11 protein-coding genes are annotated in these 13,037 nt (G+C 74.6%); 8 read left to right on the top strand and 3 right to left on the bottom strand.

Translation table 11 applies throughout. From position 1 onward, the window contains the following. Window positions 1-97: 97 nt before the first annotated feature. Window positions 98-2,125, top strand: coding sequence for a TPM domain-containing protein (locus DQ237_RS20515; RefSeq protein ID WP_113799695.1), 2,028 nt, complete (start codon window positions 98-100; stop codon window positions 2,123-2,125). 42 nt (window positions 2,126-2,167) lie between these two features. Here DQ237_RS20515 and DQ237_RS09960 read toward each other — a convergent pair whose 3' ends face one another. The 3 genes from DQ237_RS09960 to DQ237_RS09950 are packed head-to-tail and all read right to left on the bottom strand — an operon-like array spanning window position 2,168 to window position 4,577. Further along, complete coding sequence (locus DQ237_RS09960; RefSeq protein ID WP_113799693.1) at window positions 2,168-2,590, bottom strand: PPOX class F420-dependent oxidoreductase; 423 nt, start codon at window positions 2,588-2,590, stop codon at window positions 2,168-2,170. Then, window positions 2,587-3,555 carry a pirin family protein gene (locus DQ237_RS09955; RefSeq protein ID WP_113799691.1) on the bottom strand — a complete coding sequence of 323 codons (969 nt, stop codon included), beginning with the start codon at window positions 3,553-3,555 and terminating at the stop codon, window positions 2,587-2,589. The genes DQ237_RS09960 and DQ237_RS09955 overlap by 4 nt, the downstream gene beginning before the upstream one ends. Window positions 3,556-3,563: 8 nt before the next feature. After that, window positions 3,564-4,577, bottom strand: a complete 1,014-nt coding sequence (locus DQ237_RS09950; protein ID WP_113799689.1) for a pirin family protein — start codon at window positions 4,575-4,577, stop codon at window positions 3,564-3,566. Between the two features lie 140 nt (window positions 4,578-4,717). On the opposite strand from DQ237_RS09950, the gene DQ237_RS09945 reads away from it, so the two are divergent. The 7 genes from DQ237_RS09945 to mnhG all read left to right on the top strand — a co-directional run bounded on the left by DQ237_RS09945 (window position 4,718) and on the right by mnhG (window position 13,019). Next, a complete protein-coding gene (locus DQ237_RS09945; RefSeq protein WP_113799684.1) occupies window positions 4,718-6,535 on the top strand; it encodes an ABC-F family ATP-binding cassette domain-containing protein in 1,818 nt (605 codons plus the stop codon). Window positions 6,536-6,676: 141 nt separating this feature from the next. Then, a complete protein-coding gene (locus DQ237_RS09940; protein ID WP_113799682.1) occupies window positions 6,677-9,568 on the top strand; it encodes a Na+/H+ antiporter subunit A in 2,892 nt (963 codons plus the stop codon). Further along, the gene (locus DQ237_RS09935; RefSeq protein WP_113799680.1) at window positions 9,565-10,053 is read left to right on the top strand and encodes a Na(+)/H(+) antiporter subunit C; all 489 of its coding nucleotides are present in this window, start codon (window positions 9,565-9,567) and stop codon (window positions 10,051-10,053) included. The genes DQ237_RS09940 and DQ237_RS09935 overlap by 4 nt, the downstream gene beginning before the upstream one ends. Beyond that, on the top strand, window positions 10,050-11,723 hold the full coding sequence (locus DQ237_RS09930) for a Na+/H+ antiporter subunit D (protein ID WP_205730155.1): 1,674 nt from the start codon (window positions 10,050-10,052) through the stop codon (window positions 11,721-11,723). Before DQ237_RS09935 ends, DQ237_RS09930 begins: the two co-directional genes overlap by 4 nt. After that, entirely contained in the window at window positions 11,720-12,268 is a 549-nt protein-coding gene (locus DQ237_RS09925; protein ID WP_113799678.1) for a Na+/H+ antiporter subunit E, read from the top strand. Before DQ237_RS09930 ends, DQ237_RS09925 begins: the two co-directional genes overlap by 4 nt. Next, entirely contained in the window at window positions 12,265-12,594 is a 330-nt protein-coding gene (locus tag DQ237_RS09920) for a monovalent cation/H+ antiporter complex subunit F (protein WP_113799676.1), read from the top strand. Before DQ237_RS09925 ends, DQ237_RS09920 begins: the two co-directional genes overlap by 4 nt. Beyond that, on the top strand, window positions 12,591-13,019 hold the full coding sequence (mnhG, locus tag DQ237_RS09915) for a monovalent cation/H(+) antiporter subunit G (RefSeq protein WP_113799674.1): 429 nt from the start codon (window positions 12,591-12,593) through the stop codon (window positions 13,017-13,019). Before DQ237_RS09920 ends, mnhG begins: the two co-directional genes overlap by 4 nt. Window positions 13,020-13,037 lie beyond the last annotated feature (18 nt).

The following is a 13,037-nucleotide window of genomic DNA, read 5'->3' as shown; positions in this document are numbered from 1 at the left end:
ATGCGGTCGACCGGCCCTACCCACGGCGACCGGGCCGGACCCCTCGCGCGTCGGTAGGGTCGAGCCGTTCCGCCCCGCCCGTCCAGGAGGTCCCCCCGTGCGCCGGTTGTGCGTCGTCCTGGGCGTCCTCGCCCTCCTCGTGCTCACGGGCGGCCCCGCCCAGGCAGTGCCCCCGTTCCGGCTGACCGACCAGGTCACCGACCAGGTGGGCGCCCTGCAGGGGGACGAGGACGAGGTCCAGCGAGCCGTCGACCAGCTGCGGAAGGCCAACGGCATCCAGCTGTTCGTCGCCTTCGTGGCCAGCTTCGACGGGGCAGAGGGCAAGGACTGGGCCAGCGCGACCGCCGAGCTCAGCCAGCTGGGTCGCAACGACGCGCTGCTCGTCGTGGCCGTGCAGGACCGTGCCTACGGGTTCTCCCGTCCGCCGGCCTCGCCGCTGTCGGAGGCCGAGCTGGCCGACCGCACCGCCGAGGAGGTGGAGCCCTACCTCGCCGAGGACGACTGGGCCGGTGGGGTGAGCGCGTTCGCGGCGCTGCTGAGGGGCGCCGACCCCGGGGACGCGGCCTCCGACGGCGGATCCGGCGGCGGAGGCGGGGCGACCCTCGCGGTGCTGGGTGGGATCGCCGTTGTCGGCGGTGGCGCCTACCTGGTCAGCCGGTCGCGCCGGAACCGCGGAGGGCGGGCGCTGCCCGCCGGCCGCCCGCGGGAGCGCGACCCCTACGAGGGCATGCCGACCGACCAGCTGCAGGGCCGCGCCAGCGAGTCGCTGCTGGAGCTGGACGAGGCGGTCAAGACCTCGCAGCTCGACCTGGACTTCGCCCGCGTGCAGTACGGCGAGGAGGCGGTCGCCGGGTTCGGGACGGCGCTGAAGCAGTCGAAGGCCGAGCTCTCCCGCGCGTTCTCGCTGCGGCAGCAGCTGGACGACGAGACCCCGGAGGACGAGCCGACGACGCGGCGCATGCTCGCGGAGATCCTCTCGCTCACGAAGGGTGCCGGCGCCCGGCTGGACGAGCAGAGCGCGGCGTTCCAGCAGCTGCGCGACCTGGAGAAGAACGCCCCGCAGGTGCTCGACGCGCTCGAACCGCGGATCGCGGCGCTGCGCGGCCGGCTGCCCCAGGAGGAGCAGCGTCTTGCCGGCCTGCGGCAGCGGTTCGCCGGCTCCGCCGTGGTGTCGGTCGTCGACAACGTGACGCAGGCAGCTGCCCGCCTCGACGCCGCCGACCAGGAGATCCGGGAGGCCCGCGAGGCGCTGGCCGCCGGGCGGGGCGGGGACGCCGTCGGCGACGTGCGGGCGGCCGAGGACGCCGTGGCCCAGACCGAGACGCTGCTGGACGCCGTCGGGCGGCTCGCCGCCGATCTCGACGCCGCGGGCGGACGGGTGGCTGCGGCGCGCGCGGAGACCGAGAAGGACCTCGCCGAGGCGCGAGCCCTGGTCCGGGGCGGTGACCGCAGCGGGCTGGAGCCCCAGATCGCCCGGGCAGAGGCGGCGCTCGCCGCGGCCGACACCGCGCTGCGTCCGGCCGACGGCTCACCCGGTGACCCGCTGGCCGCGCTTCGCCAGCTGGAGGACGCCGACGCCGCCCTCGAGCAGACGCTGTCCACCGCCCGTGACGCGCAGACGCAGGCCCGCCGCGCGGCGGCGTCGCTGGACCAGGCGCTGGTGACCGCGCGGTCCACGGTCGCCGCGGCCACCGACTTCGTCGACACCCGGCGGGGCGCCGTCGGCCCGGAGGCGCGGACCCGCCTGGCCGAGGCCCGGCGCTACCTGGAGGCCGCGGTCGACCAGGCCGGCACGGACCCGGTGTCGGCGCTGCGCTCGGCGCAGCAGGCGAGGCTGCTCGCCGAGCACGCGCTCGACGTCGCCCAGGACGATGTCGACCGCTGGAACTCCGGCTACGGCGGTGGCTTCGGCGGGGGCATGCCGGGCGGCTTCGGTGGCGGCTACCGGCGGGGTGGCGTGGACCTGGGCAGCCTGGTGCTGGGCGGCATCCTGCTCGGCGGGGGGCGTTCCTCCGGCGGGTTCGGTGGCGGCTTCGGCGGCGGCGGAGGCTTCGGTGGCAGCTTCGGACGGGGAAGCTTCGGCGGAGGCGGCGGAGGCCGCAGCTCGGGCGGTGGCCGTTTCTGACCTCCGCCACGGCTCCCCGGACGGCGCGGGGCCGGCCGGGTGTCAGCCGGGGAGCTGCCCGTAGACGTGCTCCGGGCGGAACCGGACCACCAGCCGGCAATCGGCGACCATGGCGGCCCGGTACTGGTCCCAGTCCTCGTGCTCGCCCGAGATGCCGCGGTAGTAGGCGACCAGCTCCTCCACCGTGGCGTCGTGTGGTTCCGCGGCGACGGGGGTGAGCTCGGCGGTGCCCTCCACGGCGACCCAGGTCCAGAAGTCCTTCGACGCGACGTGCAGCGTGACCCGCGGATCGCGCTGCAGGTTGCGGGTCTTGGCCCGGTCGGCGGTCACCGAGACGCGGATCAGGCCGTCGTCCCAGGCGTAGCCGACGTTGGACAGCTGGGGCCGGCCGTCGCGCTTGACCGTGGCCAGCACGCCCCAGCGCTGCTCGGCGACGAACGCGAGCATCCTCGGGTCGACGGTCATCGGACCCGCCCGCGCGCGACGAGGGGGACCGGCGGGAGGGGCGGCGCGGTGAGCCGGTCGCCGTCGTAGCCGACGACGGCGCCGAACCGCTCGTCCTCGGCGTTCCACTGCTCGGCGTACGCGGCGATCTCCTCGCTGGAGCGGCCGACGAAGTTCCACCACATGACCAGGCGCTCCTCGAACGGCTCGCCGCCCAGGAGCAGCAGCCGCGCCGCTTCGGGGGCGCGCAGCCGCAGCGACCGTCGTCCGGTGCCCAGGTAGAGCATCGCGCCGCGTTCGAGCGTGACCTCCTCGATCGACGCCGAGCCGGAGGAGGCCAGCAGCGCGTACTCGAAGTCCGGCTCCAGCGGGATCTCCACGTCGGCGCCGGCGGTGAGGTCCAGGTCGGCGCCCATCAGCGGGGTGTAGGCGCGGCCCGGGGAGGTGGTGCCGGCGAAGGAGCCCATGAGCACCGTGCTGCGCAGCCCGTCGGAGCTGAAGCCCGGCAGTGCGTCGTGGTGCTCGAAGTGCGGTGCCACCTCGCGGTCGGCGTCGGGCAGGGCGACCCAGAGCTGGGCGCCGTGCAGGAACCGCGGATGCGAGGCGGGGGACTGCTCGGAGTGGGAGATGCCGTGGCCCGCCGTCATCAGCGCCAGCTCACCGGGCCGGATCGTCGCGTCGCTGCCGAGCGAGTCGCGGTGGTGCACCTCGCCGTCGAGCAGCCACGAGACGGTCTGCAGGCCGGTGTGCGGGTGCGGCGCGACCTGCATGCCGGGCGCGGTCGCGATGTCGTCGGGGCCGTAGTGGTCGACGAACGCCCACGCGCCGACCATCCGCCGGCCCAGGGTGGGCAGGAGCCGGCGCACCCGGGTGGACTCGCCGAGCAGCACCTCCTTGGCCGGCAGCAGGTCCAGGACCGGGCCGGTCGAGGTCTGCTGCGTCCCGCCCAGCTCACGGGCGGCCGGGCGTCGGTCCAGGTTGCTCATGGGAACTCCTACCGCTCGTCTGCCGGACCAGTCTGACCCCGGACGCCGGCGTGCGGAACCGCCGCGCCGACCCGGAGGGCCGGCACGCTCCCGAGCCTTCCGGCCGAGAAGTCGGCGAAGGCGTCCCGCACCTCCTCGGGGGTGTTCATGACGAACGGCCCGTACATGGCGATCGGCTCGCCGATCGGCCGGCCGCCGAGGATGACGACGTCCAGCGCCGGGGTGCGCGACTCCTGGTGGACGGCGCCGTGCACGGTCACCGTGTCACCGGGGCCGAGGACGGCGAGCTGGCCGGTCCGCACCGGCGCACCGTCGATGCCCACCGAGCCGGCGCCGGAGAGCACGTAGACCAGGGCGTTGAAGTCCGGCCGCCACGGCAGGTCCAGCGTGGCGCCCGGGGAGACGGTGGCGTGCACCATCGCCATCGGGGTGTACGTGGAGCCCGGGCCGGTGTGGCCGGCGACGTCCCCGGCGATGACCCGCAGGAGGGCGCCGGCGTCGGGGCTGGCCAGCAGCACCGAGGCGTTGGCGCGCAGGTCCTGGTAGCGGGGTTCCACCCACTTCCGGGCGCGCGGCAGGTTCACCCAGAGCTGCAGCCCGTGGAAGAGGCCGCCGCTGACGACCAGCTGCTCCGGCGGCCGCTCGATGTGCAGGACGCCGCCGCCGGCGGTCATCCACTGGGTGTCGCCGTTGCTGATCGTCCCGCCGCCGCCGTGGGAGTCGGCGTGCTCGAAGGTGCCGTCGATGATGTAGGTGACGGTCTCGAAGCCGCGGTGCGGGTGCCAGCTGGTGCCCTTGGGCTCGCCCGGCGCGTACTCGACCTCGCCCATCTGATCCATGTGGATGAACGGGTCGAGGGCACGGAGGTCGACGCCGGCGAAGGCCCGGCGCACGGGGAAGCCCTCGCCCTCGAAGCCCGAGGGAGCCGTGGTGACCGACCGGGTGCGCCGGCGCACGGTGCGGGGAGCCGGCAGCGGCACGCGCGGCAGGGCAGTGGTGTCCTCGACGGTGACAGCGGGCATGCCGGCTCCTCGTTGAGCGCTCAACAACTACCCGCACCAACGTCCCGTGCCGCCCGGTGTTCCCGCCGCCGGTGTCCCCCTCGGACACCGCCGTCCGCACCGACGGATACTGAGGGCCTCATGACTTCTGCGAGCAGCCGGTGAGCGCGCCCCTCAACCTGGTCAACTTCGAGCGGGTGCACAAGGCATTCGGCACCACCGTCGTCCTCGACGACGTCTCCCTCGGCGTCGCGGCCGGCGAGCGGATCGGCATCGTCGGCCGCAACGGCGGCGGCAAGAGCACGCTGCTCTCCCTGCTCACCGGCGTCGAGGAGCCCGACTCGGGGCGCGTCACCCGCCGCGGCGACCTGGCGATGGGCGTGCTCGACCAGTCCGGCACCCTCCCGCCGGGGACGACGGTGCGCGACGTCGTCCTCCCCTCGTCGATGTTCGCCGCCGAGCACGAGTGGGCCGGCGACGCCGCCGTCCGCTCGGTGCTGACCGGGCTGGAGCTCGATCGGCTGGGCCTCGACGCCCCCGTCGCCCCGATGTCCGGTGGCGAGCGCCGCCGGGTCGCGCTGGCCGCCCAGCTCATCCGCCCGCTGGACCTGCTGGTGCTCGACGAGCCGACCAACCACCTCGACGTCGAGGGCGTGGCCTGGCTGGCCGAGTACGTGAAGCGCCGCACCGGCGGGCTGGTCGTCGTCACCCACGACCGGTGGTTCCTCGACGAGGTCTGCTCGACCACGTGGGAGGTCGCCGACGGCGCCGTGCACGCCTACGAGGGGGGCTACTCGGCCTACACGCTGGCCCGGGCCGAGCGGGCGCGGATCGCCTCGGTCACCGAGGAGCGGCGGCTCAACCTGGTGCGCAAGGAGCTGGCCTGGCTGCGCCGTGGCCCGCCGGCCCGCACCAGCAAGCCGAAGTTCCGCATCGAGGCCGCGCAGGCGCTGATCGCCGACGAACCGCCGGCGCGGGACTCGATGGCGTTGAAGGGCTTCGCCGCGAAGCGTCTGGGCCGGACCGTCTACGACGTCGAGGACGTCGACTACGCCGTCCCGACCGAGGACGGGCCCCGCACGCTGTTCCGGGACCTCACCTGGCACGTCGGGCCGGGGGACCGGATCGGCGTCGTCGGCGTGAACGGTGCGGGCAAGACCTCGCTGCTCAAGCTGCTGGTCGGGGAGACGACGCCGGACGCGGGTCGTGTCGTGGTCGGCCAGACGGTGTCGCCGGCGTACCTCTCGCAGCACGTGACCGAGCTGCCGCGCACGCTGCGGGTGGTCGAGGCGGTGCAGGACGTCGCCCGCATCGCCCGCATCGGCAACCAGGAGATCTCGGCGTCGTCCCTGGCCGAGCGGTTCGGCTTCGCCGCCAACCGGCAGTGGACGCCCGTCGGCGACCTCTCCGGCGGCGAGCGGCGGCGGCTGCAGCTGCTGCGGCTGCTCATGGCCGAGCCGAACGTGCTGATCCTCGACGAGCCGACCAACGACCTCGACATCGACACCCTCACCGCGCTGGAGGACCTGCTCGACTCGTTCCCCGGCACCGTGCTCGTGGTCAGCCACGACCGGTACTTCGTCGACCGGGTGTGCGACAAGGTCGTCGCGCTGCTCGGGGACGGGACGCTGGCCGAGCTGCCCGGCGGCGTCGAGGAGTACCTGCAGCGCCGGGCGGCCGGGGGAGCGCCGCTGACCACGGCATCCGGCGACGGCGGTGGGCGGTCGGTGGGCGCGCAGCAGTCGACGCCGTCGGTGTCGGCCGCGGAGGCGCGGGCGGCCAAGAAGGAGGCGGCCAAGCTGGAGCGGCGGATGCTCAAGCTGGACGCCGACGAGAAGAAGCTGCACGAGCAGCTGGCCGCCGCGGCGACCGACTACGCGAAGGCCGCGGAGCTCGACGCGCAGCTGCGGGCGGTGCAGGCGGAGAAGGAGCAGGTCGAGGAGGAGTGGCTCGCCGCCGCCGAGGTGGCCGAGGGCTGACCCGGCCGCCGTCCTCCCTCACCGTTCCGGGTCCTCCCTCACCGTCGACCGCGAGGGAGGACCCGGAACGATCAGCTCTCCTGATCGTCATCCCCGGCGCCGGTAGGCTGGGGGGACCGCCGGCCGACCTCCCGGAGACCCGTGCTCGCACTCCTGCTGCTCCACCTGGCCGCCGCGGCCCTCGCGCCGCTGCTCGTGCGCTGGTGGGGTCGGCAGGCGTTCCTCGCCCTCGCGCTCGTCCCCGCGGCGAGCTTCGGCTGGATCGTCAGCCGGCTCGGCTCGGTCACCGACGGTGGCGACCTCCGCGAGACGGTGCCCTGGATCCCGACGCTCGACCTCGAGATCGTCCTGCGGCTCGACGCCCTCGCGCTCACCCTCGCCGCGCTGGTCACCGGCGTCGGAGCCCTGGTCCTCGTCTACTGCGCCCGCTACGTCGAGCCGGACGCCGACGGCACCGGACGCTTCGCCGGGACGCTCACGGCGTTCGCCGGCGCGATGCTGGGCCTCGTCCTCGCCGACGACCTGCTGCTCCTGTACGTGTTCTGGGAGCTGACGACCGTCTTCTCCTTCCTGCTCATCGGTGGCGACGGCCGTCGGCTCGCCGCCCGGCGCGCGGCCAGCCAGGCGCTGGTGCTCACGACCGCGGGCGGGCTGGCGATGCTGGTCGGGTTGCTGCTGATCGGCCGGGCCAGCGGCACCCACCTGCTCTCCGAGGTCGTGTCGAAGCCCGGCTCCGGCACCGCCATGGTCGCCGGCACGCTGCTGGTCCTGGCCGGGGCGGTCACCAAGTCGGCGATGGTGCCGTTCCACTTCTGGTTGCCTGCGGCCATGGAGGCGCCGACCCCGGTCAGCGCGTACCTGCACGCTGCGGCCATGGTCAAGGCGGGGATCTACCTGGTGGCCCGGCTCGCCCCCGGCCTGGCCGACCAGCCCGGCTGGCGGCCCGTGGTGCTCGGCCTCGGCGCGGCCACGATGCTCGTGGGCGGGTACCGGGCGCTGCGGCAGACCGATCTCAAGCTGCTCCTGGCCTTCGGCACGGTGAGCCAGCTCGGCTTCCTCGTGGTGCTGATGGGCGCCGGCAGCCGGGAGCTCGCCGCGGCGGGGCTGGCGATGACGCTGGCGCACGCGCTGTTCAAGTCCACGCTCTTCCTCACCGTCGGCGTCATCGACCACGCCACGGGCACCCGCGACCTGCGCCGGCTCTCCGGGCTGGGGCGTGAGCTGCCCGTCGTGGCCGTGATCGGCTGCCTGGGCGCGGCCTCGATGGCCGGTGTGCCGCCGCTGCTCGGGTTCGTCGGCAAGGAGGCCGCGTTCGCCGGGCTGTGGGACGCCGGGCTGCCCGACCGCACCGCGGCGGCCGTCGTCCTCGCGGTGCTGGTGCTCGGTTCCGCGCTCACCGCCGGCTACTCCGCCCGCTTCGTCTGGGGGGCGTTCGCGCGCAAGCGCGAGGTGGTCGAGCCCGTCGGCGCCGACTCGCGGCCCGGAGCCCTCTTCCTCGCGGCGCCGGCGGTGCTCGCCCTGGCCGGGCTCCTGGCCGGGCCGGCCAGCCCCCTGCTCGAGCACCTGGTCGCCGGGTACGCCGACACCCTCCCGCTGTTCGCCCCGGAGCCCGAGCACCTGGGTCTGTGGCACGGCTGGCAGCCGGCCCTCGCCCTCTCCGCCGTCAGCCTGCTCGGCGGCGCCGCCCTGTTCGCCGGTCGTGCCGCGGTCACGCGCACCCAGCGCCGGCTGGCGGTGGGCGCCTCGGCCGACGAGGGCTACTGGAACGTGGTCCAGGGCCTCGACCGGCTGTCGATCCTGGTCACCGGCACCACGCAGCGCGGCTCGCTGCCGGCCTACCTGGGCACGATCCTCGTCGTCGTCCTGGCCCTGCCCGGCACCCTGCTGCTCACCCGAGCGCCCTGGCCGGGGGAGTGGCGCGCCTGGGACAGCCCCGTGCAGGCGCTCGTCGGCGTCGTCGTGCTCGCCGCGGCGGCGATGTCGCTGCGCATCCGCCAGCGGCTGTCCGCGGTGCTCGTCGTGGGCGTCACCGGCTACGGGCTGGCGGTGCTGTTCGCGCTGCAGGGCGCCCCCGACCTCGCGCTCACGCAGTTCCTGGTCGAGACGCTGACCCTGGTGACCTTCGTGCTGGTGCTGCGCCAGCTGCCCAAGGACATCTCCGAGCGGCACCGTCCGCGCGAGCGGCTGGTGCGTGGGGTCATCGCGGTGGGGGTGGGCGCCCTGATGGCCGCGGCCAGCGCGGTGGCGATCGGCGCCCGCGACGCGCCCCCGGTCTCGGCCGACTACCCCGAGGAAGCCTACGGCTTCGGCGGCGGCAAGAACATCGTCAACGTGACCCTGGTCGACATCCGTGCCTGGGACACCCTCGGCGAGATCTCGCTGCTCGTCGTCGCCGCGACCGGGGTGGCCAGCCTGGTCTTCCTGCGCCGGCGCACCGGAGCGGTGGACCGGCTCGACCCCGCGGCCGGCGCCACCCACGGCGGCGACACCCCGGCCGGCGGTGGCCGTGCCCCCCGCGGCCGGTGGCTCGCCGCCAGCGTCACCCTGCCGCCGGAGCGGCGCTCGGTGGTCCTCGAGGTGATCACCCGGGTGCTCTTCCACACGATCCTGGTGTTCTCGCTGTACCTGCTGTTCTCCGGCCACAACGAGCCGGGCGGCGGCTTCGCCGGCGGTCTGGTCGCCGGTCTGGCCCTGGTGCTCCGCTACCTGGCCGGCGGCCGCTACGAGCTCGGCGAGGCGGCTCCGGTCGACCCGGGCGTGCTGCTGGGCGCCGGCCTGCTCTTCGCCGGCGCGACCGGCGCGGGTGGGCTGTTCCTCGGCGCGGAGGTGCTGCAGACGGCGATCCTCGAGACGACGCTGCCGGTGCTCGGCGACGTCAAGCTCGTGACGTCGCTGTTCTTCGACATGGGCGTCTACCTCATCGTCGTGGGACTGGTCCTCGACGTGCTGCGCAGCCTGGGCGCGGAGGTCGACCGCCAGGAGGACGACGACGACCCGATCGAGCTGGGCGAGGACGAGGTGGTGATCCGATGACCCCGACGATCGTGTTCCCCGTCCTCATCGGCGGGCTCTACGCGGCAGGCATCTACCTGCTGCTCGACCGCAGCCTCACCCGCGTGCTGCTCGGTTTCCTGCTGCTGGGCAACGCGACCAACCTGCTGCTGCTCTCCACCGGCGGGCCCGGCGGGATGGCGCCGATCCTGGGCTACAGCGAACCGGAGGACATGAGCGATCCGCTGCCGCAGGCGCTGATCCTCACCGCCATCGTCATCACGTTCGGCGTCGCCGCGTTCGTGCTGGCGATGATCCACCGCTCGTGGCGGCTGGCCCGGAACGAGGCCGTCTCCACCGACGAGGAGGACCGCCGCGTCGCCGCGCGCTCGGCCACCGACGCCGACGAGCTGGACCCCGACGAGCTGGCGCCGGAGGACCGCCCGGCCGGGCACGCCGACAGCCTGCCGGTGCGCCGGATCCCCGCCGACGACGTCGACCTCCCCGTCACGGGGGTGGAGCGGTGATCTCCGTCCTCGCCCCGCTGCCGGTGCTGCTGCCGCTGCTCGGTGCCGCCGGAACCCTGCTGGTCGGCCGGCACCCCCGCACCCAGCGGACCGTGAGCCTCGGCGTGCTCACCGCGGTGCTCGGCGTCGCGGGAGCGCTGCTGTTCATGGCCGACGCGAACGGGCCGATGTCGGTGGCGGTCGGCGGGTGGCCGGTGCCGCTGGGCATCGTGCTCGTGGTGGACCGGCTCTCCGCGCTCATGCTGGTCGTCGCGGCCACCGTGGCGCTCGGCGTGCTGGTCTTCGCCGTCGGGCAGGGCTCGGCCGACGGGTCGGAGGAGAGCCCGCTGTCGATCTTCCACCCGACCTTCCTGGTCCTGGTGGCCGGAGTCGGCAACGCCTTCCTCGCCGGCGACCTGTTCAACCTCTACGTCGGCTTCGAGATCCTGCTCATGGCCAGCTACGTGCTGCTCACGCTGGGCGGCTCGGCGCAGCGGGTGCGCGCGGGCATCACCTACGTCATCGTCAGCCTGCTGAGCTCGCTGCTGTTCCTCGCCGCGATCGGGCTGATCTACGCCGCGACCGGCACGGTGAACATGGCCCAGCTGGCGGTCCGGCTGGGCGCGCTCCCGGAGGGCACGCAGGTGCTGCTCCAGGCGATGCTGCTCATCGCGTTCTGCATCAAGGCCGCCGTCTTCCCGCTCTCCGCCTGGCTGCCCGACAGCTACCCGACCGCTCCGGCGCCGGTGACCGCCGTGTTCGCCGGCCTGCTCACCAAGGTCGGCGTCTACGCGATCATCCGCACCCAGACGCTGCTGTTCCCCTCCGGCGCGCTCGACGACGTCCTCATGTGGGCCGGGCTGGCGACCATGGTCATGGGCATCCTCGGCGCGGTGGCGCAGACCGACATCCGGCGGATGCTGTCGTTCACCCTGGTCAGCCACATCGGTTACATGGTGTTCGGCATCGCCCTCGGGACGGCGGCCGGACTGGCCGGTGCGATCTTCTACGTGGCCCACCACATCGCCATCCAGACGACGCTGTTCCTCGTCGCGGGGCTGATCGAGCGGCAGGGGCGGTCGACGGCGGTGGACCGGCTGGGCGGGCTGGCCAGGCGCTCGCCGCTGCTGGCCGTGCTGTTCTTCGTGCCGGCCATGAACCTCGCCGGGATCCCGCCGCTGTCGGGCTTCATCGGCAAGCTGGGGTTGCTGCGGGCCGGTATCGCCGACGGCAGCCCGCTGGCGCTCACCCTGGTGGGCGGCGCCGTCGTCACCAGCCTGCTCACCCTGCTGGCGGTCGCGCGGGTGTGGACCCGCGCCTTCTGGCGCCCGCCGACGCAGGAGCCGGCCGACGACACCGCCGCCGCGGCAGCGAGCGCCGCCGGACCGGACCGGGACGGCGACGCCGTTCCCGGCGGCGAGCGCCAGGCCGGGTGGCAGGCAGCGTGGCGGAGGCACGCGGCGGTGGCGACGGCGTCGGAGCCGGGGTGGGCGCCTGCGGCGTCCTCGGTGCGGGCCCTGCGTCCGCTGCCGCGGGTGATGCTCGGCGCCACCGCGGCGATGGCCGCGGTCACCGTCGCGCTGACCGTGGTGGCCGGACCGCTGTACGGCTACACCGACCGCGCCTCGGGGGACCTGCTCGAGCGGACGCCGTACCTGCAGGCCGTGCTCGGGGCGGAGGGGCAGCGATGACCGTCGAGCCGGCGGCGAAGCGGCTGCGCCACCAGCTGCCGCTGGTCGTGTGGTTGGTGCTGGTGTGGATCCTGCTCTGGGGCACCTGGTCCTGGGCCAACCTGGTCTCCGGCCTGGCCGTGGCACTCGGCGTGCTGGTCCTGCTCCCCCTCCCGCCGGTGATCGGCGGCGTGCGGCTGCGACCGGCCGCGCTCCTCGCCTTCGTCGGGCACTTCGTCGTCGACCTGTTCGTCTCCGGGGCGCAGGTGGCCTGGCAGGCGATCGGGCCGGGCGGCGTCCGGAGGGGGGCGATCGTCTCGGTGCAGCTCCGGGTGGACTCCGACCTGCTGCTCACGATGGTCGCCGAGGCCATCTCGCTGGTGCCCGGCTCGCTGGTGCTCGACCTGGACCGGGAGCGGCGCCGGATCGCCGTGCACCTGCTGCACGCCCGCGACGAGGACGACGTGGCACGGCAGAAGGCGGCGGTACTGGAGACCGAGGCCCGGATCGTGCGGGCGTTCGGCTCGGCCGAGGAGATCGCCGCGCTCGCGGAGGTGGCGGCGTGACCGCGGCCGGGGTGGTCGCCTACGCGCTGCTCGGTGGCGGCGCGCTGCTGGCGCTGGTGCGGGTGGCGCTGGGCCCGTCGCTGCTGGACCGGGTGGTCGCCACCGACACGCTGCTGGTGATCATCTCCGCCGGACTGGCGGTGCACGCCGCACTCACCCGCGACCCGACCGTCGTCCCGGTGCTGGTCGTGGTCTCGCTGCTGGCGTTCGTCGGCTCGGTCTCCATCGCCCGCTACATCGGCGGCATGCTGCTGAAGTCCTCGGCCGGCGACGGCAGCGACGTCGGGCTGCCGGTCGCCGCCGAGGTGCGGGAGGGAGATCGGTGACGGCGCTCGTCGACGTCGTCGCCGTCGCCTGCCTGCTGGCCGGTGCGCTGCTCTGCCTGACCGCAGGGATGGGTCTGCTGCGGTTCCCCGACGTGCTGTCGCGGATGCACGCCGGCACGAAGCCCCAGGTGCTGGGGGTCCTGCTGATCATGGTGGGGGCGGCGATCCGGCTGCACGGCTGGTCGGCCAGCTGGATGCTGCTGCTGGTCGCCGCGTTCCAGCTGCTGACCGCCCCGGTGAGCGCGCACATGGTCAGCCGGGTGGCCTACCGACGGCGGCACGTGCGCCGCGACCTGCTGCTCGTGGACGAGCTGCGCAGCTCCGGTCAGGACCGGCTCTACCGCGGCGACGAGCCGGCCGACGCCCCGCCGGAGGAGCCCGGCGCGGCCCTGGCGGAGAGCCGCGAACGGGACGAGGCGCCCTGAGGCGCCCCGTCCCCGGCG

Origin of the sequence: Blastococcus sp. TF02-8 (genome assembly GCF_003319175.1) — a bacterium.
Classification (GTDB): Bacteria; Actinomycetota; Actinomycetes; order Mycobacteriales; family Geodermatophilaceae; genus Blastococcus.
The sequence above is the reverse complement of the archived record's forward strand: the minus strand, read 5'-3'. Positions and strand labels throughout refer to the sequence as shown.

Coding starts and splice junctions, on each gene's coding strand:
- DQ237_RS09960 (WP_113799693.1), bottom strand. CDS start 2,590: ATGACCGTCGACCCGAGGATGCTCGCGTTCGTCGCCGAGCAGCGCTGG.
- DQ237_RS09935 (WP_113799680.1), top strand. CDS start 9,565: ATGACCCCGACGATCGTGTTCCCCGTCCTCATCGGCGGGCTCTACGCG.
- DQ237_RS09925 (WP_113799678.1), top strand. CDS start 11,720: ATGACCGTCGAGCCGGCGGCGAAGCGGCTGCGCCACCAGCTGCCGCTG.
- DQ237_RS09950 (WP_113799689.1), bottom strand. CDS start 4,577: ATGCCCGCTGTCACCGTCGAGGACACCACTGCCCTGCCGCGCGTGCCG.
- DQ237_RS09955 (WP_113799691.1), bottom strand. CDS start 3,555: ATGAGCAACCTGGACCGACGCCCGGCCGCCCGTGAGCTGGGCGGGACG.